The 25275-nt window shown below is 41.0% G+C and carries 26 protein-coding genes and 1 riboswitch; of the genes, 11 read left to right on the top strand and 15 right to left on the bottom strand.

Features of this window, described 5'->3' with window-relative positions:
• Positions 1-10: 10 nt before the first annotated feature.
• From LC091_RS13515 to LC091_RS13490, 6 genes are all read left to right on the top strand, one after another.
• On the top strand, positions 11-1375 hold the full coding sequence (locus LC091_RS13515; RefSeq protein WP_226682559.1) for a YheC/YheD family endospore coat-associated protein: 1365 nt from the start codon (positions 11-13) through the stop codon (positions 1373-1375).
• Positions 1372-2565, top strand: a complete 1194-nt coding sequence (locus LC091_RS13510) for a YheC/YheD family protein (protein WP_226682558.1) — start codon at positions 1372-1374, stop codon at positions 2563-2565. Before LC091_RS13515 ends, LC091_RS13510 begins: the two co-directional genes overlap by 4 nt.
• 48 nt (positions 2566-2613) lie before the next feature.
• On the top strand, positions 2614-2826 hold the full coding sequence (locus LC091_RS13505) for a YheE family protein (protein ID WP_010198495.1): 213 nt from the start codon (positions 2614-2616) through the stop codon (positions 2824-2826).
• Between the two features lie 53 nt (positions 2827-2879).
• On the top strand, positions 2880-3065 hold the full coding sequence (locus tag LC091_RS13500) for a hypothetical protein (protein ID WP_226682557.1): 186 nt from the start codon (positions 2880-2882) through the stop codon (positions 3063-3065).
• 329 nt (positions 3066-3394) lie between these two features.
• Positions 3395-4291 (top strand): PucR family transcriptional regulator, encoded by an 897-nt coding sequence (locus LC091_RS13495; RefSeq protein WP_226682556.1) that lies wholly within the window; start codon positions 3395-3397, stop codon positions 4289-4291.
• Positions 4292-4792: 501 nt separating this feature from the next.
• Positions 4793-5896 (top strand): ABC transporter ATP-binding protein, encoded by a 1104-nt coding sequence (locus tag LC091_RS13490; protein ID WP_226682555.1) that lies wholly within the window; start codon positions 4793-4795, stop codon positions 5894-5896.
• Between the two features lie 39 nt (positions 5897-5935).
• Here LC091_RS13490 and LC091_RS13485 read toward each other — a convergent pair whose 3' ends face one another.
• Complete coding sequence (locus LC091_RS13485) at positions 5936-6178, bottom strand: hypothetical protein (protein WP_226682554.1); 243 nt, start codon at positions 6176-6178, stop codon at positions 5936-5938.
• 257 nt (positions 6179-6435) lie between these two features.
• Between LC091_RS13485 and LC091_RS13480 the strand changes: the two genes are divergently transcribed.
• The 3 genes from LC091_RS13480 to LC091_RS13470 all read left to right on the top strand — a co-directional run bounded on the left by LC091_RS13480 (position 6436) and on the right by LC091_RS13470 (position 8362).
• Positions 6436-6636, top strand: coding sequence for an alpha/beta-type small acid-soluble spore protein (locus LC091_RS13480; RefSeq protein WP_010198503.1), 201 nt, complete (start codon positions 6436-6438; stop codon positions 6634-6636).
• Positions 6637-6831: 195 nt separating this feature from the next.
• Positions 6832-7224, top strand: coding sequence for a DUF805 domain-containing protein (locus LC091_RS13475; protein ID WP_226682553.1), 393 nt, complete (start codon positions 6832-6834; stop codon positions 7222-7224).
• A 61-nt stretch (positions 7225-7285) separates the two neighbouring features.
• Positions 7286-8362 carry an FAD-dependent oxidoreductase gene (locus LC091_RS13470; protein ID WP_226682552.1) on the top strand — a complete coding sequence of 359 codons (1077 nt, stop codon included), beginning with the start codon at positions 7286-7288 and terminating at the stop codon, positions 8360-8362.
• 347 nt (positions 8363-8709) lie between these two features.
• Here LC091_RS13470 and LC091_RS13465 read toward each other — a convergent pair whose 3' ends face one another.
• The 5 genes from LC091_RS13465 to LC091_RS13445 form a co-directional block, all read right to left on the bottom strand.
• The gene (locus tag LC091_RS13465; RefSeq protein ID WP_226682551.1) at positions 8710-9453 is read right to left on the bottom strand and encodes an amino acid ABC transporter ATP-binding protein; all 744 of its coding nucleotides are present in this window, start codon (positions 9451-9453) and stop codon (positions 8710-8712) included.
• 39 nt (positions 9454-9492) lie between these two features.
• Entirely contained in the window at positions 9493-10194 is a 702-nt protein-coding gene (locus LC091_RS13460) for an amino acid ABC transporter permease (RefSeq protein WP_226682746.1), read from the bottom strand.
• The gene (locus LC091_RS13455) at positions 10181-10999 is read right to left on the bottom strand and encodes an amino acid ABC transporter substrate-binding protein (RefSeq protein WP_226682550.1); all 819 of its coding nucleotides are present in this window, start codon (positions 10997-10999) and stop codon (positions 10181-10183) included. Before LC091_RS13455 ends, LC091_RS13460 begins: the two co-directional genes overlap by 14 nt.
• A 173-nt stretch (positions 11000-11172) precedes the next feature.
• The gene (locus LC091_RS13450; protein WP_264179323.1) at positions 11173-13209 is read right to left on the bottom strand and encodes an ABC transporter ATP-binding protein; all 2037 of its coding nucleotides are present in this window, start codon (positions 13207-13209) and stop codon (positions 11173-11175) included.
• On the bottom strand, positions 13206-14963 hold the full coding sequence (locus tag LC091_RS13445) for an ABC transporter ATP-binding protein (RefSeq protein ID WP_226682549.1): 1758 nt from the start codon (positions 14961-14963) through the stop codon (positions 13206-13208). Before LC091_RS13445 ends, LC091_RS13450 begins: the two co-directional genes overlap by 4 nt.
• 801 nt (positions 14964-15764) lie before the next feature.
• On the opposite strand from LC091_RS13445, the gene LC091_RS13440 reads away from it, so the two are divergent.
• Complete coding sequence (locus LC091_RS13440) at positions 15765-15965, top strand: cold-shock protein (RefSeq protein ID WP_010198513.1); 201 nt, start codon at positions 15765-15767, stop codon at positions 15963-15965.
• A 211-nt stretch (positions 15966-16176) separates the two neighbouring features.
• On the top strand, positions 16177-17409 hold the full coding sequence (gene hmpA / locus LC091_RS13435; RefSeq protein ID WP_226682548.1) for an NO-inducible flavohemoprotein: 1233 nt from the start codon (positions 16177-16179) through the stop codon (positions 17407-17409).
• 151 nt (positions 17410-17560) lie between these two features.
• Here hmpA and thiE read toward each other — a convergent pair whose 3' ends face one another.
• The 9 genes from thiE to LC091_RS13390 all read right to left on the bottom strand — a co-directional run bounded on the left by thiE (position 17561) and on the right by LC091_RS13390 (position 25266).
• The gene (gene thiE / locus LC091_RS13430; RefSeq protein ID WP_226682547.1) at positions 17561-18208 is read right to left on the bottom strand and encodes a thiamine phosphate synthase; all 648 of its coding nucleotides are present in this window, start codon (positions 18206-18208) and stop codon (positions 17561-17563) included.
• Positions 18205-19008 (bottom strand): bifunctional hydroxymethylpyrimidine kinase/phosphomethylpyrimidine kinase, encoded by an 804-nt coding sequence (gene thiD, locus LC091_RS13425; RefSeq protein WP_226682546.1) that lies wholly within the window; start codon positions 19006-19008, stop codon positions 18205-18207. The genes thiE and thiD overlap by 4 nt, the downstream gene beginning before the upstream one ends.
• A gap of 15 nt (positions 19009-19023) precedes the next feature.
• Positions 19024-20052 (bottom strand): thiazole biosynthesis adenylyltransferase ThiF, encoded by a 1029-nt coding sequence (locus tag LC091_RS13420; RefSeq protein ID WP_226682545.1) that lies wholly within the window; start codon positions 20050-20052, stop codon positions 19024-19026.
• Positions 20052-20819, bottom strand: coding sequence for a thiazole synthase (locus LC091_RS13415; RefSeq protein WP_226682544.1), 768 nt, complete (start codon positions 20817-20819; stop codon positions 20052-20054). The genes LC091_RS13420 and LC091_RS13415 overlap by 1 nt, the downstream gene beginning before the upstream one ends.
• Position 20820: 1 nt before the next feature.
• On the bottom strand, positions 20821-21033 hold the full coding sequence (gene thiS, locus LC091_RS13410; protein WP_404819687.1) for a sulfur carrier protein ThiS: 213 nt from the start codon (positions 21031-21033) through the stop codon (positions 20821-20823).
• Positions 21026-22156: a glycine oxidase ThiO gene (gene thiO, locus LC091_RS13405; RefSeq protein WP_226682542.1), complete on the bottom strand. Its 1131-nt coding sequence runs from the start codon at positions 22154-22156 to the stop codon at positions 21026-21028. The genes thiS and thiO overlap by 8 nt, the downstream gene beginning before the upstream one ends.
• Positions 22153-22767, bottom strand: coding sequence for a thiazole tautomerase TenI (gene tenI, locus LC091_RS13400; RefSeq protein ID WP_226682541.1), 615 nt, complete (start codon positions 22765-22767; stop codon positions 22153-22155). The genes thiO and tenI overlap by 4 nt, the downstream gene beginning before the upstream one ends.
• A 100-nt stretch (positions 22768-22867) precedes the next feature.
• Positions 22868-22974, bottom strand: a riboswitch (TPP riboswitch).
• Between the two features lie 59 nt (positions 22975-23033).
• Entirely contained in the window at positions 23034-23828 is a 795-nt protein-coding gene (locus tag LC091_RS13395; protein WP_226682540.1) for an energy-coupling factor transporter transmembrane component T family protein, read from the bottom strand.
• The gene (locus LC091_RS13390; protein WP_226682539.1) at positions 23809-25266 is read right to left on the bottom strand and encodes an ABC transporter ATP-binding protein; all 1458 of its coding nucleotides are present in this window, start codon (positions 25264-25266) and stop codon (positions 23809-23811) included. The genes LC091_RS13395 and LC091_RS13390 overlap by 20 nt, the downstream gene beginning before the upstream one ends.
• Positions 25267-25275 lie beyond the last annotated feature (9 nt).

Here is a 25275-nt window from a genome sequence, read left to right as displayed (position 1 = left end):
ACGGGAGTTGATGATGATGAAAGCACTCATACCTGTTAAATGCAGAGATGACTTAAAAGAACACCAAATTCTTGTTCCAGAGCAGCTCAGCACCGTCCAAATAGAATCGATAGCTTTTGGAACACATCAGTATTCCTGTCATGGAATTTTACATGGCGGGCATTCTCTTTATCTTTCGGAATCCTTATTCAAAAAGTTGCTTCTTCCTTATGAAGGGAACATTCATGTATTCGTTCATGAAGGCACCCTTCACCTAGGTCCGCTAATTGGAATATTTACGGCAGGCTTTACGAGTTCCATGATCCGGCCTATAGGAGAACGCTCTTTATTCTTCTCCAAACTGCTAGCAACGGAGAGAAAAGTTGGTGCATATATGTTTCTTTTCGGCGCCAATCATATTGACTGGGAAGAGGGTACTATGGAAGGGTTCATGTTTACAGAACAAGGTTGGAAAAAAAAGACCCTCCCTTTTCCACATGTTGTTTACGATCGCCTTCCCAACAGGCGAACAGAAAAACATCGGTTGCTCGCACAAACGAGAGAAAAAATGCAAACAGATTATGCGATTCCCTGGTTCAACCCTGGCTTTTTCAACAAATGGGATATCCATCAGAAGCTTATGATAGAGGAAAATATTGTTCCTTACCTTCCTGAAACGCATAATGACGTTTCTATTGCTAAGATGGAAAAATTATTGTCTAAATATCCTTTCATTTATCTGAAACCTACCAATGGCAGTCTGGGACTTGGCGTTTACAAAATCATTTATAACCGGGAAGAAGAAGCATATTATGCCCGTTATAAAAATGAGGAGTTTGTCAATAAACTGCAGCGCTCCTCTTCCCTCGAATCCCTGTTAGCTCATGTCATGAAAAACAAGGACTTGTCTTGTTATCTCATTCAACAAGGTATTCCCTTATTAAAAGTGGATGATTCCTTCGTTGATTTTCGCGTGCATACCAATAAAGATGAGCAAGGAAATTGGGTCGTAAGTGCAATGGCTGCTAAGCTTAGTGGCAAAGGAAGCATTACCACCCACGCCAACAGCGGCGGAGTAATCAAGACGGTTTCCGAAATCTTTACAGATAAAGAAGAACAAGAGGCAGTGATCCATAAGTTGTCTCAAGCTTCCCTTTTAATCAGCAATGCCATTGATACACATATGCCTGGATTTATCGGAGAGATCGGTTTTGATTTTGGACTGGATAAAGACCACAAGCTTTGGATGTTTGAAGCAAATTCCAAACCTGGGCGCTCCATCTTCTTTCATCCAAAATTGAGAAACGAAGACATTCTAACACGTAAGCTGTCCATTGAATATGCGGTGTATTTGACCGAACATACAATAAAAAATCCGGAAGGTGTTTTTTCATGATTGAGCTATTTTATGAGATTGCCTCCCAGACCTGGTACCAGCGTTTTGATGATGAAAAGAAAGTGACAATGGGAAAGTACTTTTCTGTCCCCTATAAAAAAGAGCATACAAGCAAAGCCCTTAGCTTCCCTTTTCAACTAAAGGAATGGAAAGCAGGTCCCCTTATCGGTATTTTAGCTAGTCCGAAGAAAGACGGATTTGTAGGAAATATCGGCCTTTTTAAAAGAATACAACGAAATCTCCAACAGACTGGTGGATTATCCGTAGTGGTTACTCCACAGCAACTGACGGAGGATGGGATAGAGGGATTTTGTTATTTGCCATCACAAGATCAATGGGTAAAGATACAAACCCCACTTCCTGATCTTTTGTATAACCGTTTGTTACGATATGAGGACGAAAAACTTTTCTTAGAACAAACAGATAAACTGACCTCCCTTTATCATATTCCTGTGTTCAATCCTCATTTCTTTGACAAGTGGGAGTTATATTTACAGCTGAAAGATAATGAAGTATTGCAACACCATCTACCAAAAACGGACCTTCTATCTGAACAAACCTTAATGGAATACCTAACGACATACCCTGAAGTGTACATTAAAAAAAGAAAAAGCAAGAAAGGAAAAGGCGTTTTCCTTATTACACGAAATGGAAACACATTTTTAATGAAATCAACATCCACTACCACTGTCCTATTTCCGTCCATAAGTAAACTTGCCAATTATTTTGAAAAAGAAGAATCCTTACATTCTTATATCATCCAAGAAGCCATCACCACTTTGCCGATGAAAGGTAAAAAATTCGATTACCGAGTATTGGCACACTCAAGCGGCAACCGCTTCTCTATTACTGGAGTAGGGGTTCGAATGGCTAAGAAGCAGCAGGTAACTACCCACGTTCCTGCTGGCGGAGTAATAGTTTCAACAGAAGAACTTCCGATTAAAACCGACCATGAAACAATCGAACAACTAATTAACCAATGTGGAAAACAGCTCTCTTCTTTTTATGATGATATTGGGGAATTTTCGGCCGACATTGGAATAACTGCGGAAGGGAAACATTATATCTTTGAATTGAATGCCAAGCCGATGGATTTTGATGAGGCCCAAATCAAGCAGCGGGCAACTGAAAGTATTACCAAGGTTTTCTATGAACGATCCGGCTTTTCCATGCAGGAATCCTTCACATAATGTCGAATAAAGTTACTAGTAGACATGACAACATGAGGAGGAAAAGGCATGATTTCACACTTCCAATTAAAACCTTTCTATCAAAACAACCAACTACCAGGCTGGCATCTTTCCTTTTTTTACAAAGGGCACGCCATTAAAGCCGTCTATCATAAAAACGGTTCCATTGAATGGCCAGAATCACAGACCTTTTCCGAAGAAGAAAAACAAGCCGTGGAAGCTCAGATTCACGAACTCATGCTATTCCACGTATATGATTGAAGAATCATTTTCCCTCCTTTAGAGAAACTAAAGAAAAAAGGAGGGATTTATTTATGTCAGAAGAGAAAAAGACCAATAAAGGCTCACAGAATGAAGGCAGGGATGAGTACTTCATGGATGTTGACAGGTATATCAATGAAGGGCTTGCAGGCGGAAGCGTCTTCGAAAGGGACCGCTACACGAACATAGAAGAAGCACGAGATCTTGAAAAAGAAGAACCACCTAAAGAGCAACATTAACTCTTCCCTTTTTGGAAGAGTTCAGACTGTCGACAAACTATAAACTAGTTAGGTTATCTGTTGGAAGAGTTGATCTCCGTTTCAGGAGCTTCGCTTTCCGCGGGCAGTCCGGAAGCCTCCTCGGGCTACGCCCTGCGGGGTCTTCCATGTCCTTTCCTCCCGCAGGAGTCTTCGCTCCTTCCACTGCGATCAACTAGAGAATTTCATTATTTTTAGCTTTGTCTACACACTGTAACTCTTCCCTTTTTGGAAGAGTTTTTTAATTCCTTTGTATACTGCGTTCTCTTCGATATAATAAAAAGAATAGCTCAGAAGGAAAGGGATTAACCATGTACAACCACTTAAAAAAAATATTTAAGGATGCGCTCATCCAGACATCCTCCCCACATAGTTTTTCACGTTATCTTTGGTTCACTTCCTCAGACAATGATTATTATGGAATAGAAAAAGATGCATTGACTGCAAAAGATATACTGCTATTAGAAACTTTTTTACAAAAAGTAGAAGAACACCAACTATCCATGAGTGAAAAGGAACATTGGTGGCATGAATTATTTTTCGGCCGCGCTCCTCAAAAGAGTCCATACACCCAACCAAGGCCTTTACGCTTTATCCACTTTGAATTCTCAGAACCATTGTTGAATAAGGAGGAATGGAAAGAAGCTCTGATTGCTTTTTTTGATAACGATTTAGAGATTATTTGGAGAAACTTTACCAGCGGCGTAATGGTAGACTTTATGCCTGAATTGAAAGCAGAGGAAAGCGTTCCTCTTCATGACATCATCGACATCACCGCCTCCGACTTTTATACAAATGTGAAATTGTATATCGGAATATACACAAACTTAGAGGAAAACTTAACAGACTTATTTCACTGGGAGCAAAAGTGCTTTGAACGATCGTTACAAGCAAGGAAGCAGGCAAATATACATACGTTTCAACACGCCCTTCCTTTCATGCTGACAGAAAACATTGATCCTGAACAAGTTTTATATATCAAAAAGATGTTTGGCACAATGCTTGAAGATGAAAAAGAACTTCTGCAAAGCGTAAAAGTATATATAGAAAATAATATGAATGTATCACTGACAGCCAAAAAACTATTCATGCACCGCAACAGCCTTCAATACCGGATCGATAAGTTCATCGAACGAACAGGCATAGACATAAAAAACTTTCAAGGCGCCATGGCCGCCTACCTAGCAATCATCATCATTGAAAAGTAACGTTGTAATGCAATAACCAAGTTGATTGTAGTGGAAGGCGCGCAGACGCCCGCGGGAGGAAGGGACAGGTGAGACCCCGGAACTGTAGGGGCAACTGAAAATCTGACAACATAAAATTTTCATAAATCCCTAGCTGGTGATTGGAGCAAAAGGCGAAGACTCCTGAGGGAGATAGTGCTAGGTGGAGACCCCGCAGGCTTGCCGAGGAGGCTCCAGCAGCGCCCCTAGGAAAGCGAAGCCATTTGCGGAAATCAACAGCGGCGTCTATACAACCGTTAAAATCCAAGTATTTCTCAATTGCCACCATAGGAGTAAGGAGCCTCACGGATCGCCGCAGGCAAGCGAAGCGCCTGAAACGAAAATCAATTGTTTTTATGAATCTAAAGTAACGTTGCACAAAGACGTTGCTTTTTTTTGTGCAACTTGTACATTTACGAAATGTATGCGTTTTCGGTACACTAATATCAGATTAAGAAAACGATTTCATAGGGGGAAACACACATGGCAGAATTACAATTAGATCATATCTACAAAGTCTACGAAGGCGACGTAACAGCAGTTAAAGACTTCAACCTACACATTAAAGACAAAGAATTCATCGTATTCGTAGGTCCATCAGGTTGCGGTAAATCTACAACTCTACGTATGATTGCTGGTCTTGAAGAAATCTCAAAAGGTGACTTCGTAATCGACGGCAAAAGAATGAATGACGTTGCACCAAAAGACCGCGACATCGCAATGGTATTCCAAAACTATGCACTATATCCTCACATGAATGTATATGACAACATGGCATTCGGATTAAAATTACGTAAGTTCCCTAAAGAAGAGATTGACCGCCGCGTTAAAGAAGCTGCAGCAATCCTTGGCTTGGAGCAATACCTTGATCGTAAACCAAAAGCATTATCCGGTGGTCAGCGTCAACGTGTAGCACTTGGGCGTGCAATCGTTCGTGATGCAAAAGTATTCTTAATGGATGAGCCTTTATCCAACCTTGATGCAAAGCTTCGTGTAGCGATGCGTGCCGAAATTTCTAAGCTTCACCAACGTCTGCAAACAACAACAATCTATGTAACGCATGACCAAACAGAAGCAATGACAATGGCTACACGCCTAGTTGTTATGAAAGATGGTATCATCCAGCAAGTTGGTTCACCTAAAGAAGTTTACGAAAACCCAGAAAACGTATTCGTAGGCGGATTCATTGGATCCCCTGCTATGAACTTCTTCAACGGTAAACTTGAAGATGGAGCATTCCTAATTGGCGAACAGAAGATTGCTGTTCCGGAAGGAAAAATGAAAGTTCTTCGTGACCAAGGTTATGTAGGAAAAGAAATCATCCTTGGAATTCGTCCAGAAGATATCCACGATGAGCCAGTATTCATTGAATCATCTGTTGGTACTACTATTACAGCTGTAATTGAAGTATCTGAGCTTCTTGGTGCAGAATCTATGCTTTATTCTCAAATCAATGGCCAAGACTTCGTAGCACGTGTTGATTCCCGTACAGATGTGAAGCCTCAACAAAAGCTTCAACTTGCATTGGACATGAACAAATGCCACTTCTTCGACATTGAAACGGAATCTCGTATCCGTTCTAAATAATATATCTTTTCAAAACCAGGTCCTAACCGACCTGGTTTTTTATTCTTGAATAGTAATGATTTGCTCTTTTTGACAAGCTGGACAATCGAACAAATGCAAGCAAACGTGATTTTCCACACTGTTTACATCCCCATCCACCATCTTCAAAAGGTTAATTTCCATATATGCACTATAATCATCTAAATAGTCCGTCACTTTACCTGTATCAATAAGCATGCTGCCGCAGGATGCGCAAGTGCCATGATATTCTTCCAACCCATTACATAGCGGACATATCTCCATTAGAGCTCCTCCAGTTCTTACAACTTCTACTTTTCATTAATTTTTACATCTTACCTTCAAATATGCGTTATATCGAAACAGAAAATATCCATAAATTACCTAAAAATATTTGGATAAAGATATTAGGAAATTCCTATAATACAAGTAACAACTTATCACCCAATGGACCAGCCTAGACGGCAGCAGAGACCTCTGCACTACTGGTGCAACTCCAGTTGGTCCAACCAAAACTATTTTACGAGGAGATGAATCACATCATGGCAAGCAGAAACAATTCGTCAAATCAATTAGTAGCACCTGGAGCTCAAGCAGCTATCGACCAAATGAAGTACGAAATCGCAACTGAATTTGGTGTAAATCTTGGTGCAGACACAACTGCTCGCGCTAACGGATCTGTTGGTGGAGAAATCACTAAGCGTCTAGTTCAAATGGCTGAGCAATCCCTAGGCGGAAGATAAGTTTTAGTTTTTATGTAGCAACATAATTTTATATGTATGGATTGAGGCACCTCAATTTTGGGGTGCCTTGCTTTTGTTATAGCTAAATTCTAATTAGGATTTTTTAACATTTATTCAAAATATGGTATATCAGTTTTGTGGTTTGGGTATTAAATTTGTAGCATTTAAATTAGATTGTGAATAGGGGGAAAAAAGATGCACTGGTATTTGGAGGGATTTAGGAATTATTTTAATTTTAGTGGTAGAGCTAGGAGGAAGGAGTATTGGATATTTAGGATAGGAAATTTTGTAATCTTCTGGTTCTCAGCATACTTACTTGTCAAGATGTTTCCAGACAATGATACTCCAGGTGTAATATTCTTATTGGTCTATTTACTACTCTTTTTTATTCCAACACTCTCCATTACTGTTCGCAGGTTTCATGATATCGGCAGAACCGGTTGGTGGAGTTTACTAGGGTTTATTCCCTTTATTGGTTGGATTCCCGTTCTCATCTTCGCGTGCATAGAAAGTGAACAAGATAACAAATACGGACCGAATCCAAGAAAACATGATCACTCTCATAAAGAAGAAGCTCTGACTCATTAAATTAGTATTTACACCAATAATATATTACACTTTAGCCAAAACCATAAAGGCGGCGAAGTTATTGAACGTTGTATTAGTTGGTGGAGGCCACGCTCACTTAAAGTGTTTATTGGATATAAGAAAGAATCCTCTTCCCAATCAAAAAATTTATTTAATCTCTCCTGACCGGTATCAATACTACTCAGGAATGTTCTCAGGGTATACGGAAGGATTGTACTCTTTAGATGAAATAAGAATCGATATAAAAGACCTGTCTGAAAAAGCAGGCGTAACCTTTATAGAAGATAAAGTTACAGAGGTTTGTGTTACTGGCAAGACACTCCTAACAAAGGCAGGGAAGAAAATTCCCTTCAGTGTAGTTTCTTTTGATACTGGCTCGTCAATAAAGAGTCCGCCCTCTTTCAAGGATAATCTTGTTCAAATTAAACCAAATTACTTTTTTGCAAACAAGATTAAGGAATACCGTGAAGTTGAATTTCCTGTAGTTGTCGGGGGCGGGGCCTCTGGGGTAGAAATTGCTTTAGCCATTACTGCTTGGAGAAAGAAAAACGGCTTACCTACTAATGTCACGCTGATTACTTCCTCGAAGCTGTTGCCCTCTTCCTCCAGCCAAGCGTCCAAAATGATTAAAGAAATTGCTATTGGAAAAGGACTTTCAGTAAAAGAGGATGAAAGTGTAGGGGAAATAAACGAAAATTATGTTTTAACTAAAAACGGTACAAGTCTCCCTCACTCTCGCGTGTTATGGTTGACTGGTCCAAGTTCACCTAGCATCTTTAAGAAAAGCTCGCTTCCTTGTGATGAAAATGGCTTTCTCTTGACTAAAAAGACACTTCAGGCTAAAGGGTTGCCGTTTATTTTCGGAGCAGGTGATTGTATAACACTTGAAGCTTTTCCTGACCTTCCTAAAAACGGTGTATATGCTGTGAGGCAAGCAGAGTTGCTTTGGGATAACATTACAAGCTACTTAAATGGAGATATGTGTTCTACATTTACTCCTCAACGTCATTTTCTATCTTTACTATCAACAGGTAATAAAGAAGCCTTACTCCAATACGGACACTTTACCTCTCACAACAAGCTTGTATGGAAGCTGAAGAATAAAATTGATACAGGTTATATGAAGAAATACATATGATGTGGTTTGTTTGCTTGGTTAGTTCAAATGTCCGAAGATTTTTGATTTTTGACCAAAGTTTTGGGAAAGTTGACCAAATTTTTGATTTGACCGAACCAAAAATTTAAATGACCGAAGGCCCGGTAAAAGTTGACCGTAGTCCTTGGATGATTTGTCCGAAACCTTTACAAATCAAACAATTTTTTGTCCAAAGATAGAAGCAAATTGACCGAACCAAAAAATCATAGCAAAAATGAGCCATTTTCATTAAAAACTATAGCTTTTTTACAGCCGCATCAAAAGACCAGCGAAGTTAAAGCTAAATGAAATCCCCGCCACTTTTACAAGTAACGGGGATTTTTCTTCATTCATACTCCACTTTCAATCATACGTAGAAATTGCTTCGTTCTATCTGCTTTGGGGTTCTCAAATATCTCAGCTGGTTTCCCCTTCTCTACTATCTTGCCATCATCCATGAAAATTACTTCATCTGCCACTTCTTTGGCAAACTTCATTTCATGGGTAACGACCACCATGGTCATTCCTTCCTGAGCCAGTTCCTTCATAACTCTTAGGACCTCTCCGACAAGTTCGGGGTCTAATGCAGAGGTAGGTTCATCAAACAGCATCACTTTCGGTTCCATTGCAAGGGCGCGGGCAATACCGACACGTTGCTGCTGTCCACCGGAAAGCTGAAAAGGATAAAAATCCAGTTTATCTCCAAGCCCTACCTTTTCAAGCAACCTCTTAGCACGTTCTTCCACCTTTGCCTTTGCCTCTTTCTTCACTGTGATGGGACCTTCCATCACATTCTGAAGGGCTGTCTTGTGAGGGAATAGATTATAACTTTGAAACACCATACCTGTTAGTCTTCTAAAACTGGCAATCTTGTTTGATGATACCTTTTCTGAAAAATCAAGTGCCTGCTGATCAATCTCCACCCTACCGGAAGTTGGAGTTTCTAGTATATTCAAGCAGCGTAAAAGGGTCGTTTTACCAGAACCAGATGGCCCTATTACTACAACAACCTTCCCTTGCTCCACGTTTAAATCAATGCCTTTTAATACTTCTAATTCTCCGAACTGTTTGTATAAGCTCTGTACTGAAATCATATCTTGAGCTCCTTTATAAATGGCTGTTTTCTAAAATGATTATCTTGCAACATATCTGTCCAAACGACGTTCTACTCTTCCTTGTACTAGAGATAAGCAGAAACAGATTACCCAGTAAATTGCCCCTGCTTGCGCATAGAGTAATAAGAATTCATAGTTAGTGGCAGCAATCTGTTGAGCCACCCTGAACATCTCTGTTACAAGAATTAAGGAAGCAAGCGACGTATCCTTCACCAAACTAATAAATGAATTAGACAATGGTGGAATCGAAACACGTGCTGCCTGCGGTAAAATAATACGTCTAAGCGCTTGAGGATAACTCATCCCCATGGAATAAGCCGCTTCCCATTGTCCTTTTGGTGTCGAAAGGATTGCAGCCCGGATTATTTCGGATGCATATGCCCCGACATTCAAGGAGAACGCAATCACTGCGGCTGGAAAAGAATCGATGGTAACTCCGATGGAAGGCAATCCATAGAAAATAATAAATAATTGCACTAAGAGAGGAGTTCCCCTAATAATCGATACATAAATTCTAACTACAATTTGTAATGGTTTAACCGGTGATATTCTTGCCAAAGCCGTTAATATGGCAATCATCAACCCAAAACTGAATGAAAGTAGCGTCAACGGTATTGTATTAGACAAAGCTCCCTTCACCAAAGGAAGAAGGGAGCTTTCTGCGATTGTCATCCATCTATCTAAACGTTCTGGATCAGTCAAGATACTAGTTAAGTACATTTTCACCAAACCATTTCTCTGAAATTTCTTCGTACGTGCCGTCTTCAATAATTTCTGCAAGTGCTTTATTTACGGCTTTTACTAACTCGTCACTACCTTTTCGGAACATCATGCCACTTTGTGCAGCATCGTCCGCTTCATCAACAATTTTTATTGCCGCATTAGGACGGTTTTTCTGGAAATCAAGAACTGATAACTTATCATTGATTGTTACATCTACTCGGTTGGAGTTAATTAGTTCTATTGCTTGGTTAAAACCTTCTACTCCTTCAATTTCGGCTTTATACTCACGGGCAATATCTGCATAGTTACTTGTTAAAGATTGAGCAGATTTCTTACCTTCAATGTCTTCAAAGCTTTTGATTTCTTCATTGTCTTTTTTCGTAACAAGTACCGCTGCTGAAGTGATATAGTGATCAGAGAAATCATACTTTTCAAGACGATCTTCACGGATCCCCACTTGGTTCGCAATCATATCAAAACGCTTGGAATCAAGACCAGCAAACATTGCATCCCATTGTGTTTCCATGAATTTCACTTCAACACCCATTTTTTCCGCAATCGCTTCTGCTATTTCTACATCAAACCCTGTTAACTTGCCAGACTCATCGTGGAATGTGAATGGAGGGTATGTACCTTCTGTTCCAACTAGAAGTTCCCCTTCTTCTTCCACTTTGCTAAGAAGATTGTCTGTTTCTTCTTTTGGAGCATCTCCTGTAGCACCGTTGTTATTAGATGTCCCACATGCAGTTAACACTACTGCAGATAGTAAAAGTAATGTAAATATAGATAAAATTCTCTTCATTCTGTTAAACCCCCAGTATTCTTATATGAATTATTTTTCACGCAACATATTGTATAGTATAAGAAGTCTTTAAGCTTGTCAAAGACTTTGTTTGCGCATTTTTATTTTCTCCAAATTTCCGTAAAAATAACAAAAAAGCTAAGGGATATTCTCCTCCCCTTAGCCTCTTGTTCTTAAACAGCAAGATCCTTGCTACCCTGCTGTAATTCATACATCTGATAATACTTTCCTTTTCTCTCCATTAGTTCTGAATGGTTGCCTCGCTCCACTATTTCTCCACGGTCAAGTACAAGTATTTGGTCTGCATTTTTAATAGTAGAAAGTCGGTGAGCGATGATGAAAGTGGTTCTTCCTTTTTTCAATACTTCCAACGCCTGTTGAATGATGGCTTCCGTTTCAGTATCAATACTTGCAGTCGCCTCATCAAGAATTAAGATTGCCGGGTCGAACGCAAGCGCACGTGCGAAGGAAATCAGTTGACGTTGTCCGGAAGATAATGTACTTCCTTTTTCAATGACTGGTTCCTCAAGTCCTTTAGGCAGTGCATTGATAAAGTCCATCGCACCTACATCCTCTAGCGCCTTTTTCACACGATCAACGGAGATGGTTGGATCATCTAGACTTACATTCGAGGCGATGGTACCGGTGAACAAGAATGGATCTTGAAGGACGATTCCCATGTGCTGCCTGATTGCTTGTTTGGGCAGTTCCTGAATGTTTTGCCCATCTATGACGATTTTCCCTTTTTCAATATCATAAAAGCGGAACAAAAGATTCATGATTGAGCTCTTTCCTGATCCAGTATGGCCGACCAGTGCTACGGTTTCTCCTTTAGAAGCTGTAAAAGAAATATCTTTTAACACATATTCATTTTCCTTGTAGCCAAACGATACAGACTCGAAAGAAACATTACCGTCATAGCGAGGATGTTTTACATCTGAAACCTGAACTCCCGCCTCATCCATCAGCTCAAACACACGAACCGCGGATACACGTGCCTGTTCAAGGTTTGCCAACTGATTGACCATTCCGGTAATCGGTCCGAACATTCTCCCTAGGTAGTCTACAAATGCATATAAAACGCCAAGCGAAACGATCGTTCCAATTCCTAAGGAAGCTCCACCAAAGTACCAAATCACGACAACAAATGAAATGTTTCTAAGTACGCCGACAAGGTTGTGAGAAGTTAATGCATTTAAACTTAACAGTTTATTTTGGTAAGTGAAATGCTGTTCATTCCATCCTTCAAATTCTTCTGTCGCCTTCTTTTGACGTCTAAAAGCCTGAATGATGGTCATCCCCTGAATAGATTCATTGATATTCCCGTTTATATCACTAAGAAGTGCCCGGATTTTATGGTTGTAAACCGATGCATACTTCCTGTAAAAGATAAACCAGACAACAAGGATTGGTATCAAGGTCAAGCAGATTAATGCCAACCTTACATCAAGTAAAAATAATGCGATATAAATACCCGTGATATATATCAATCCAGAAAAGAAAGTTGCAAGGACTGTCACATATAACTCCTTGATCGTTTCCGTGTCATTGGTAATCCTGGATACTACTTTCCCTGCAGGAAGATGATCAAAGTATTGTATCGGTAGTTTCTGTATCTGCCCAAACACATCTTCCCTCATTTTCTGAATGATGCGGTTGGCAGATGTTTGAAGGTAGTAACTTTGGCCATATTGAAAGAAAGATGCCAATACAAGCAAGCCAAAATATAAACCGACAAGATAGATGATATATTTTACTTCTGGCTGATAAAAATTGATCAGTTCACTATTAGTCAACCTTTGTGCAGGATAGCTTTGCTCCTCTTCTCCCCGTCTAATGGTAACCTCACCATTTGAAGCAGACCTTTCCCCATCAAAACTGATGTCTGTAGGAAGGAAATAATACTCTCTGCCGACTTGAAGAATCCTTGCTGTATTCTCTGGAGTTGCATTTTCCGTTTCCCGGTCTTCTCTACCATAATATTTACCTTCGAAATAGACTCGATTTTCCTTATCTTGTTCTGTTTCAATCCAAGCTTTTTCAATTCCAAGGATATGATTGTCAATCATCCTTTTAGCAATAAAAGGACCTGTCAATTCTGCTGCAACTGCTATGGATAGCATCAACAATGCAACAATGATGATTCTCTTTTGTGTTAGTGCATATTGAAATAGGCGTTTGCCTGATTTTATTTCTTTGATGTCTTTCATGTTAAAACCTCGCCTCCTTTTGGCGATTGAACCTGCTGCCTTTCAAACTGTTCTTTGTACCAGCCTCCAATGGCCATGAGCTGGTCATGCATTCCGGACTCTACTATTTCTCCATCCTCCAAAACAATAATCCAGTCCGCATGCTGCACACCAGACAAGCGGTGTGTAGTAATTAACGTTGTTTTTTCAGCACGTTCATTTCTAATATTTTCGATGATTGTTGCTTCCGTTTTCGCATCGACTGCTGATAATGAATCATCTAGTATCAAAATTTCAGGATCAGCAATAAGGGCACGTGCAATGGAAATACGTTGTTTCTGTCCTCCCGACAACGATACACCTTTTTCTCCAACTAAGGTCTGTAACCCTTCCGGAAGCAATTCAAGATCTTTTTCAAAAGCAGATGACCTGATCGCTTGTGCAATTTCTTCATCCGTTGCGTCTTCTTTTCCAAATAAGATGTTTTCTTTGACAGATCGGGAGAAGAGGATATGATCCTGTGGCACATAACCAATCCAGCCTTGAATGGTGTGCAACGGGATTTTTTCCAGCTCCACCTCATTTATCTTGATGGTACCTGTACCAAGTGGATACTCCCTTAAAAGTTGCTTTATCAGTGTTGTTTTCCCACTTCCTGTTTTCCCGACAATCCCAAGTGTTTGACCTGCTTTCAAATGGAAGGATACATTCTTTAGATTATCCACTGTGGAGGATGGGTACTTAAATGTAACTTGATTGAATTCAATGATTTTTGGTGTAGAAACATCTATCGGTTCATGGTGATCCCGGACATCCTCTTTGTAAGCCAATGTCTCGTTAACACGATCGAGCGATGCATTCCCCCTCTGCATGACGTTGATTAATTCACCGATTGCAAACATCGGCCAAATCAACATGCCTAAATAAACATTGAACGCAACAAGCTCGCCTAATGTAATGGATTTATGGAAGACCAAGTAAGCACCGTATCCGAGGCCTATCAGGTAACTTGCCCCGACAAGCAATTTAATGGTCGGCTCAAAGAGAGAATCAATGATGGCAACCTTTACATTTTTCTTATACACATCATCTGTCATCTGATGAAATCTGCCCTGATCCGCTCTTTCCTGAACATAGGCACGAATAACTCTTACCCCGGCAATGGATTCAAGGACTTTGTCATTCATATCTCCAAAAGCATCTTGCGCCTCTGTAAAGCGCTGATGAATTTTCTTTCCATATATATTCATGGCAATTGCCATCAGTGGCAGCGGAATGATAGCTGCCAAAGTCAACTTCCAACTTATCATAAAACCCATCGTCCCCAAGATGATCAGCATGAACACACTTGAATCAATGAGTGTTAAAACGCCGAAACCCGCTGTAGTGGATATGGCCTTCAAGTCATTCGTTGCCCTGGCCATTAAATCACCTGTGCGATTTTTCTCATAAAAAGTAGGTGTCATCTTTAGCAGATGGCCCATCAATTTTGACCTTAGTGATCTTTCTACCAAGAAGGAACTTCCAAAAAGCTGATACATCCATGTATAGGTGATTCCATAAATGACTACTGCCAAAATGGTTAGAAAGATTACATACTGTATTAATTTTTCAGGCGTGAAGGCACCTACTTGTATATCATCAATGGCCATTCCGATCATCTTTGGCGGAATAACCTCTAAAATTCCTGCAAAAATAAGTAATGCTATTGCTATTGTATATCTCTTCCAATGTTCTTTAAAAAACCAACCCAATTTTCCTAGTACTGAAAACATAATGAAAAACTCTCCCTTCTATGCTGATTTCAAGTTTCTTGCTACCCTCCATCTGAAGCCACTTTGTACATCATCAAACGAACATAAATATTTTCCATTTTGAATTCCTCCTGTTTGTATGGAAGAGTTGTTGCTTCCATCGGTTTGTTTTTTGGAAAATTATAGAAACTAATTAAAACAAAAAAGTGGCATACCGAACGATTATCGGTATGCCACCTTTTTTTCCATAAAAAAAGCACACGTCACGCCCAGATGGTGACCTGTGTTTCCCACAAAAAAATCCTTATACGTCTATACGTCTAAAGGAATAGATAATTCGATTAACAGACAATAACCGAATTTCTTTCAGGACAGGTCACGAGATTTATTAAATTGATGGATGTACGATCTACAATTTCAACTGTCATTAACTTAATCATCATCGAACCCTCCCTTTCCTTCATAATTTGAATTAGTTTCATATAATTTCCACTTCTAAACTTACCACCCCGTACAAGCACTTGTCAATCACCAATTTCACCAAAATTACAATAATTTAAATATTTCAATCATGTTACATTTATTAAATTAAATAAAGGGGTCAGACCCGCACAGGAGAATTCCCTCCTCTATATAACCCTCACGCTTAATTGGGGTTTTGTGTTCTTGGGTTGCTATTTTTGGATTTTACTGTTATTCTAAAGAAGAATTATTTTTGTTCGGTATGTAAGGATTCAAAGTTAAGATTTAACTTTCGCCTTGATATTTCTAAGAGCAAGAATAGTAATACATTGTGTGGCAAGCACACTAGGAGGTAACAACATGTTACAAGGTACAGTAAAATGGTTTAACGCAGAAAAAGGTTTCGGATTCATCGAGCGCCAAGACGGAGACGACGTATTCGTACACTTCTCAGCAATCCAAGGCGAAGGTTTCAAATCTTTAGAAGAAGGTCAATCAGTTACATTTGAAATCGTTCAAGGTAACCGTGGCGACCAAGCTGCTAACGTTAACAAAGCATAATTTATAGCACAGCATATAAAGGCTCCCAGCAATGGGAGCCTTTTTGTTTTGGTTTTGGCTCTATTATGAAGGTAATGAAATTAAATCCGGAGCTAAGCCTAACTTGTGACTAATTTGTTAAAGATGTATTTCACATATAACTTTAACCAGTTCTTTACCTTATAATAAAGGTGTATTTAAAATATATCTTTTTTAACAGGGAGGCATTTCGATGCTTAGCTCAAATACTATCCAAATTGTTAAATCCACCGCTCCAGTCTTAGCCGTAAAAGGTGAGGAGATTACTACTCATTTTTATAAAACACTATTTACCAACCATCCCGAGTTATTAAATATTTTTAATCATGCTAACCAGAAGAAAGGTCGTCAACAAGCGGCTTTAGCAAACACGATTTATGCAGCAGCTACTTACATCGATCAGTTGGAAGTCCTTTTACCAGCTGTAAAACAAATTGCCCACAAACATAGAAGTTTAGCCGTTAAACCTGAACATTATCCTATAGTCGGAGAACATTTACTTGAAGCAATAAAGGCTGTTCTTGGTGATGCAGCAACAGATGAAATTATTGAGGCATGGGGAGAAGCGTATGGGGTTATCGCTGATGTATTCATTTCTGTTGAGAAGGAAATGTATGAAGCAGCAGCCCAACAAATGGGCGGCTGGGAAGATTTCAAAAACTTTGAAGTGGTGGAAAAGTTCGAGGAAAGTGACCTTATTACTTCCTTCTACTTGAAGCCGTCCGACGGTTCTGCTGTACCAGCTTTCACTCCGGGCCAATACATTACAATCAGACTTTCCATCACTGGAGAAAAGAATTTATACAACCGGCAATATAGTTTGTCAGATGCATCTAATGGCGAATATTTTAGAATTTCTGTCAAAAAAGAAAATGGTGATCCTAATGGGGCTGTTTCCAATTATCTTCATGACCATGTGGAAATAGGAAGTACATTGGGAGTGACTGCACCAGCAGGTGGCTTTATCCTTGAAACAAATCAAGACTCACCTGTTTACTTAATTAGTGGAGGTGTTGGAATCACGCCAATGCTAAGCATGTTAAAGACCATTGCTATAGAACAACCGGCAAGACCAACCACTTTCATTCATGCTGCAAGAAACGGCTCTGTACATGCATTTAAAGATGAAGTCAGAGAAACCATTGATACAATGGAGAATGCGAAAAAGCTATTTGTTTATGAAAATCCATCAGACGAGGATGTAAGATTAGGAGCTTTCCATGAACAAGGCTATATCACGGAAAACATGTTAAAAGCAATAAACATCGATAACCATGCTCTGTATTATGTGTGTGGACCAGTTCCGTTCATGAAGTTTATCATCTCCATGCTTGGAAAACTTGGGGTAGCTGAGGATAAGATCAGATACGAGTTTTTCGGACCTTCCATTGATATGAAGAAGGTAGAAGAAGTGGGAGTAAAATAATAATTCTCGGGGGCTTGCTGCTTTTGTGCGGCAGGCTCTTTTTTTTTCAAAAAAATACCCCCACTCTAATTAAAGAGCAGGGGAATACATGCAAACATGTTATAAAGTAAATGGTGATTTTTATTATATCATTGATTGGAAGAAATAGTGATTATTTTGTGACAATGTTGTGAATACGACTAAACTCTTTGGCTGCTTCCAAAGCCGATTCTGCTTTTGAGATGGCTGAAATCACCGCTACTCCATCCGCTCCAGCCTTTAACACATCTAACGCGTTTTCCGCAACGATGCCCCCGATTCCCACAATGGGAACCGTTAATCCCACATTCCTAATCTCCCTGATAACCTCTGGCCCCTTCACTTCCCTAATGTCTTTTTTGGTGGTAGTAAAGTACATGGGACCAACTCCAATGTAGTCTGCACCATTATTCACAGCCGCAGTAGCCTCTTCCACTGTGTGACAAGAAACTCCGATAATCATACCAGGCGCTAGACGGTCCTCCGCCACGGAAAAAAGTGTATCCTCTTGGCCAATATGCACGCCATCCGCTTTCACTTCTATAGCTAAATCGATATCATCATTTACAATAAACGGGATCTCATGCCCCTTACAGATGTCCTTAAGCTCCCGTGCAAGCTTCCTTTTTTCCAAACCTACCTTGGCACCATACCCTTTTTCCCGAAACTGAAAAAGAGTTATTCCTCCGTTGACGGCTTCCTGCAGCACATGCCTTGGATCGCGACCATTACAATCCACACTTCCCATCACAAAATATAGGTTTAGCCACTCCCTTTTCATACCACTACACCAGCTTTCCTGTATGCCCAATGGTTGGTCGGGCCATGGCCACTACCAATACCAAGCTCTGCCTCGATGGCACGATGAATAAATTGTTTTGCCGTCAAGATGGCCTCCTCTGCTGTACAACCTTTAGCAAGTCCAGCCGCAATAGCCGCAGCGAACGTACAGCCTGTTCCATGAGTGTGCCTTGTATCAATGCGCATGCTTTTCATTTCAAAAAAACTACTGCCATCATAAACAAGGTCAACTAACTCATCCCCTTTCCCATGTCCTCCTTTAATGACAACATGAGAAGCTCCAAGTTTATGTAGTATTCGGGCAGCTTCCTTCCTTCTGTCTATTGTATCCAGCGCCATTTCCGTCAGCACCTCTGCCTCAGGGATATTTGGCGTTGTGACGGTTGCTAGCGGTAAAAGTTTTTCCCTGATAGCCCTAATGGCATCCTCCTGTAGAAGTCTTGCCCCTCCCTTTGCTATCATGACGGGATCTACCACCACATTCCCCCATCCATATTCTTCAATTTTTCCAGCTACAGCGTCTATGATGACATCGCTGAAAAGCATTCCAGTCTTTAAAGCATCCGGACGTAAATCGTCTACAATGGAATGCAATTGCTCCAACACCATGTTCACGGGAATCGGATAGACGCTTTGAACGCCTAATGTGTTTTGTGCAGTCAGGGCCGTGATGGCTGACATTCCATACACATCCAGTTCTTGAAAAGTTTTGATATCTGCCTGAATGCCGGCCCCTCCGCCACTATCGGAACCTGCTATTGTTAATACTTTTGCTACCATAGGTCTCTCCGTCCCTTATCCTAAATATCGGTGATACAAAGTCTTCGCTCTAGCAATATCTTTCGTTCCGTGAACTAGCACTCTACCGTCTTGGAAAGCTACCAAACGATGTCCTTCAACTTGAAAGGACATTAAGTAAGGATTTGATTCCACACTTATTCCCTGAGTAGTTAAAAGCTCTTTAAGAACCCCAAACCCTCTTCCTTCTGACATTTTTTCAGCCGGTCTTATCTGTACGGAATCCCTTCCACAGAGGACAGCCGTTTTCGTCTGGTTTTCAAAAGAAAGATAGGGATACGTCTGATTTTCTCCACAGCTTAAGCACTCAGGATTCTTTAATTTTCCTACATTCAAGGAGACATACTGATTTTTCCACAGATCAAAGGAAACAAGCTTACGATTACATTCCCTGCCGTTACCAGAAAGGATTTTCAATGCCTCTGCTACTTGATGCGCGACCACCATCCCCACTGCCGGGGCAATAATTCCGACTGTATCGCAAGTAGCCCCTCCCATTGGAACTGTTTTCAGCAAACACTGCAAGCAGGGGCTTTCTCCTGGAAAAATGGTAAAAGAGATCCCGTAACTTCCTACACACGCTCCATATATCCAAGGGATAGCGTACTTTTGACTTATATCATTTATAATCATGCGGATATCAAAGTTATCGGTTGCATCAATTAACAGGTCGAATCCCTCTTCTTTCACCAGCAAATCCAACATATCAGCCGTTACATCTGCAACGTGAGCACTAATTTTCACTTCTGAATTGATCTTCTGCAGCCGCTCCTTTGCTGCCACCGCTTTTGGCAGCTTATCGTGTGCATCACTTTCGCTGTATAGCTGTTGACGTTGAAGGTTGCTCCACTCCACATAATCCCTGTCTATGATGGTGATTTTTCCGACTCCGGCCCTTACTAGCGCCTCCGCATTTCCTGTGCCCAATGCCCCCGCACCGATGAGCAACACATGGTGTTCACGGATGCTTTTTTGCCCACCCTCTCCAATCGGTGCGAAAAGAGTCTGGCGTGAATATCGATCCATTACCCGACACTCATTCCTTCACTTGGGCTACTGGCAGTCGCATAACGTTTCTTTTCCATTCTTCCAGCCTCATAGCCGAGACGGCCCGCTTCGATCGCAAGTTTCATAGCCTCTGCCATTTTCACGGGATCTTTTGCTGCTGAAACGGCAGTATTTAATAGCACACCATCCGCTCCCAATTCCATCGCTTTCGCTGCATCTGCTGGTGAACCGATTCCTGCATCCACAATAACAGGTACACTGGATTGCTCAATAATAAAGCCCAGGTTCAATTCGTTGATGATTCCTTGACCAGACCCGATTGGGGAGGCACCTGGCATGATGGCGTGAGCCCCAAGCTCTTCTAGTTTTCTAGCAAGCACTACATCATCTGAAGTATATGGGAGTACTGTAAAGCCTTCTTTTAGTAGTTCTTCCGTTGCCTTCAATGTTTCTACCGGATCTGGCAATAGTGTTTTCCAACACCCGATTACTTCCACCTTGATCATGTCGCAAAGCCCGGAAGCCTTCGCAAGCTTTGCTATCCTTACAGCTTCTTCTGCCGTTTTTGCACCTGCTGTGTTCGGTAGCAGCGTGTATTTCTCCAAATCTAGCTTTTCCAAAAAGTTTGGCTGGCTTGCTTCAAAGATGTTCATTCTTCTAACCGCAAATGTCAGTATTTCCGATTCTGAAACATCAACTGCCTGCTTTTGGATATCAAAGTCCGGATACTTCCCTGTTCCTAACAACAACCTGGAATTAAATGAATTTGAACCAATTTTCAACAAATTAACCGCCTCCTACGAAATGCACTAATTCAAATTGATCTCCATCTTGCACATTCTCTGCCACATGATGTTCCTTTTGCAGAATCTCTTTGTTCTTTTCCACAATGACCACCTTCTGATCCAGTTGAAAATGCTGTAACAGTTCCGATACGGTATTCACTGAATCTGGAATTTCAATAGCGTCACCATTAATAATCAGTTTCAAACTACTCACCCCTTGCATATTCTTTAAATCTATCTAACTTGAATGCTTCCATATATTCAGGCATGAAATCACCATGAATCATTTTTGTTACAAGTTTTCCTGTGATGGGGGATAGCAGAATTCCATTACGATAATGTCCGGTAGCTATGACAAGATTCTTATAGTTTGGATGCTTCCCAAGATAAGGAAGACCATCCCCTGTTTGAGGGCGTATCCCTGACCAAGATCTCTCAAAAGTGGAACTTTTCAAAGCTGGAAGCACTATAAAAGCCTCCTCCATTAACTGAAAAAGCCCTCCTATCGTTACATTCTCAGAAAAAGTGTCAGGAATCATCGTGGCTCCGATAACCAACCTATTTCCACTTTTTGGAACAAGGTAACAACTTTCTGTAAAGATTGTACTTGTGAGCAATGGGCGATCTGTGATGACCGAGAAACACTCCCCTTTTACCGGATAGGCAGGAATTTTCACTCCGCACTCGCTAAGCAGCCTTTTACTCCAAGCTCCTGCTGCAACAACAACATTTCCCCCATAAATCTTACCGCTACTAGTCTCCACTCCTTTGACGCTGCCTCCATCTCTAAGTAGCGAGTATACCTCTACATACTCTTTTACTACCGCGCCAAGATTGATTGCAGATTTTGCAAATGCAAGGGTAAGTCGTTCTGGGTTAACATGGCCATCCATTGGAATATCCATCGCCCCCACCAGTGCATCCGATAGTTGCCCCTCCCTTTCTGCTACTTGTTCCTGGGCAAGCCATTCTGCCCGCTCACCTAACTTTTGTTGAAAGGCAATCGTGCTTTTTAGGTGCTGTGCCTCTTCCTCATTCATAGCAAGCTTCAGCATCCCTTTCTGCACAAGCTCTATATCAATTCCCGAGTGCTCTTTTAATTCGTATTGAAGAGAGGGAAACATCGCCCTGCTTTCCTTGGCAATATCAAAAAGCGCTCCTTCTTCCGTCACTTCTACTTGTGCTCCAAGCATTCCAGCAGCCGCACTCGATGCCTTTCCCGCCAACTTCTCCCTCTCCAAAAGCAATACACTTTTGCCTCCACGAGCAAGGTAATACGCAATAGAACAGCCGTTGACACCACCTCCGATTATGATTACGTCATAGCTTTTATTCATCCAATCTCCTCCTTTTCGGCAAGCATTGCTGCTTGAAAGGCTTTCGCTGCATGAACGTTATCTTCTGCATCCATAATTCCAGACATGACCGCAACCCCACCTGCCCCGCAAGCCCTTAGTTCCTGTAGTTTGTCAGGAGTTATTCCGCCTATGGCAATAACGGGAATCTTCAATGATTTTGTTAAGCTTCTTAATTCCACCAGACCTTTAGGGTTCAATCCCTCTTTGGAAGAGGTCGAGTAAATATGGCCATATAGGATAAAATCAGCCCCGTCCCTTTCGGCCTGTATGGCCTCTTCGTAACTATGTACCGACTTTCCGACCCTTAAGTCAGGAAAATTTCTGCGAATCTCGGAAACTCTAAGACTGTGGTAGGCCAGTTGTACTCCGCCGACATTAAGTACATGAGCAACATCTACACGGTCATTTATGATGATTTTCTCTGGCCGAACCCCATACCTTATCACCTCATCTACCAGTTCAAAGACCTCATTTGCACTTCGGTGTTTTTCTCTTACATGGATGAAATCCACTGACTCATGAATTCCACACAAGATGGCTACAAGCTCTTCCTTCGTTTTTTTACCATCCGTTATAAGATGTAATTGCAAAGGTCTTCCCCCTTTTTTCATAAAATCTTAAAAAGCAAAAAACCCACTCTTTAACGTAAAGAGTGGGTTTCATCTATGTGTGGTATGTAAAGCCAACAGTGATAGAACATTTCCACTTCCCTACGCTAGTACAAACTAGATCAGGTTCAAAGGGTCTGGAAATTACTCTTTCCATCTCAGTCACTATTGACTCCCCTAGTGTTACGAGTTATTAAATTGATGGCTACAGTATAGCACACAATTCTTAATTTTCAAAAGAAATTGCATTATCCACTGTATCTGACATCTGTTACTGGTACATAAGGTAGCCTGGTCCCAATATAAAGGGACAAAGCAATCATCAACAGGATTAATAACACGAACCACACATCCATTCGGGAGTATCCCAGCTCATAGTAATAGGTCCGATTTTTTTGGTTACTGAAACGCTTCGACTCCATGGCTACTGCAATTCTATACGCTCTTCTGATACTCTGAGAGAGTAAAGGGATGCTGTAAAAGTACACCTTTTTTACCAAGTTGCCATTCTGTTCCACTCCCCTTACAATCAGCGCCTTCCTTAAGGTAAGAAACTCCTCCAGGATTATCGGCAAAAGACGGATACCCGCCATAAAGCTATAAGCGAATTTTGGCGGCAGCTTCCACTGTTGCATCAAGGAATAAAATAAAAAAATCGGTTGAGTGGTCAGAGCGAAAATCAATCCACAAAAAGCAAAAACAAGTGACCGTGAACCTAAGTGAATTCCACGATAGAAACTTTCCTCCGAGACATGTATTAATCCGAATTCTAACCAGGTGGTATCTCCCTTTCCAAACAGAACCATGGAGATAGCAGATGTAAAAAACAAAAAGACAAACGGGATCAATAATAGAAGCTTCAGCTTATAGGTTTGCCCCGTCATTAAGAGATAGACTAACAATAGTATTCCCGTTAAGTTCAGCATCACATTGATGTTATGAATGAACAGGACAGCTATAAAGAGGAGGACCATCCCTATTAACTTGAAGCTAGGATTAATGTCATGCATCCATGATTTATTTTTATAAAGCTCCAACTGCATCCTTTTCTCCCCTGCCTCTTAATCTCTCATTACGCCTCATACCAATCAGCTTGCCACCTTTTACCGTCCAAATGGTATCCGAAAACTCCGATACGATGTGCTCATCATGCGTGACCATCAAGATAGCTACGCCTGCTTTTTTTAATGCTTCCAACCATTCCAGCATGGCAAACGTGTTTCTGCTGTCCTGGCCGAATGTCGGTTCATCCAACAGAAGAATACTCGGCTGGTGAATGACAGCTGCCGCTACGCTCAGCCTTCGTTTTTGTCCGACAGATAGTTGATAAGGATGGTGATGACGCACATGGTCCAACCGGAAAAGCCTCAACATTTCCTCTACTTTTTCCATCACCCACTCTTCTTCCATTTTCTTCAAGATCAGCGTATAGGCAACTTCTGCTTCCACAGATTTAGTAACAAATTGGAATTCAGGGTTCTGGAATACGAAGGTGATTTTGTCAGTAGGGATATTTTTGACCTTTTCTCCATTTATTTCGATGGTGCCTTCTGTCTTCAACAGCTTCATTAAAGATTCTAGCAATGTGCTTTTCCCGGCCCCATTCTCCCCAACTACAGAAATCCATTCACCCTTATGAATTTCCGCAGCCTCCACATAAATCTTTTTATCTTTGCCTCGAAAGCCTGAAAGACCGTTAACTTTTACCACCGGCGTTTCAGTCTCCACGTTATGTTTGAAGTGCTTAGTATTTTTCAAGTAATTCTCCCAAGCACCTGGGTACCATATACCATATTCGTTTAAAAGGGATAGAGAAGAACGGAAAACATCTTGCGTCTGACCATCAACCATAATATTTCCAGCATCATCCAACACGATGACCCTTTCCACGAAGTCGAGCAGCTGCTCCACTTTATGTTCCACAATAATCACAGTTCTATCATCAGCCACTTTCTTAATGGTGTCCCAAACTTCCCTGGTACCTTCAGGATCTAATAACGCTGTCGGTTCATCCAAAAAGAGCACATCTGGCTCCATCGCAAGAACGGAAGCAATAGCAAGCCGCTGCTTCATCCCTCCTGAGAGTTGCTGGATTTTTATATGGGAATTCGCCAACTCTAATCCCACCATCTCAAGGACCTCAGCAATTCTCTTCTTCATCTTCTCCCTTGGAACTGCAAGGTTTTCTAAAACAAACGCAAGCTCTTCATCCACATATGGCATACAAAACTGCGCATCCGGGTCTTGGAAGACATACCCCCATGAATTGGGCACATGTTGCTCCTCCACAATCATCGGTACTTCCACTACATTTGGGATCAGCCCTGCCAAAACCTGAATAAGGGTCGATTTTCCGCTTCCGGAAGGGCCGAGAATCAATACCTTTTCCCCCTTACCAATCTCGAGGGATAAGTCTTCAAAGATTTTATCGCCACCTGGGTATTTAAGCCTTAAATTGTTTACTTTTATGATTGGTTCCATATCTGCCTC

The sequence above is a fragment of the Sutcliffiella horikoshii genome (genome assembly GCF_020524325.1).
Taxonomy (GTDB): domain Bacteria; phylum Bacillota; class Bacilli; order Bacillales; family Bacillaceae_I; genus Sutcliffiella_A; species Sutcliffiella_A horikoshii_D.
Note: the sequence above shows the minus strand (reverse complement) of the source record. Positions and strands in the feature narration are given on the sequence as shown.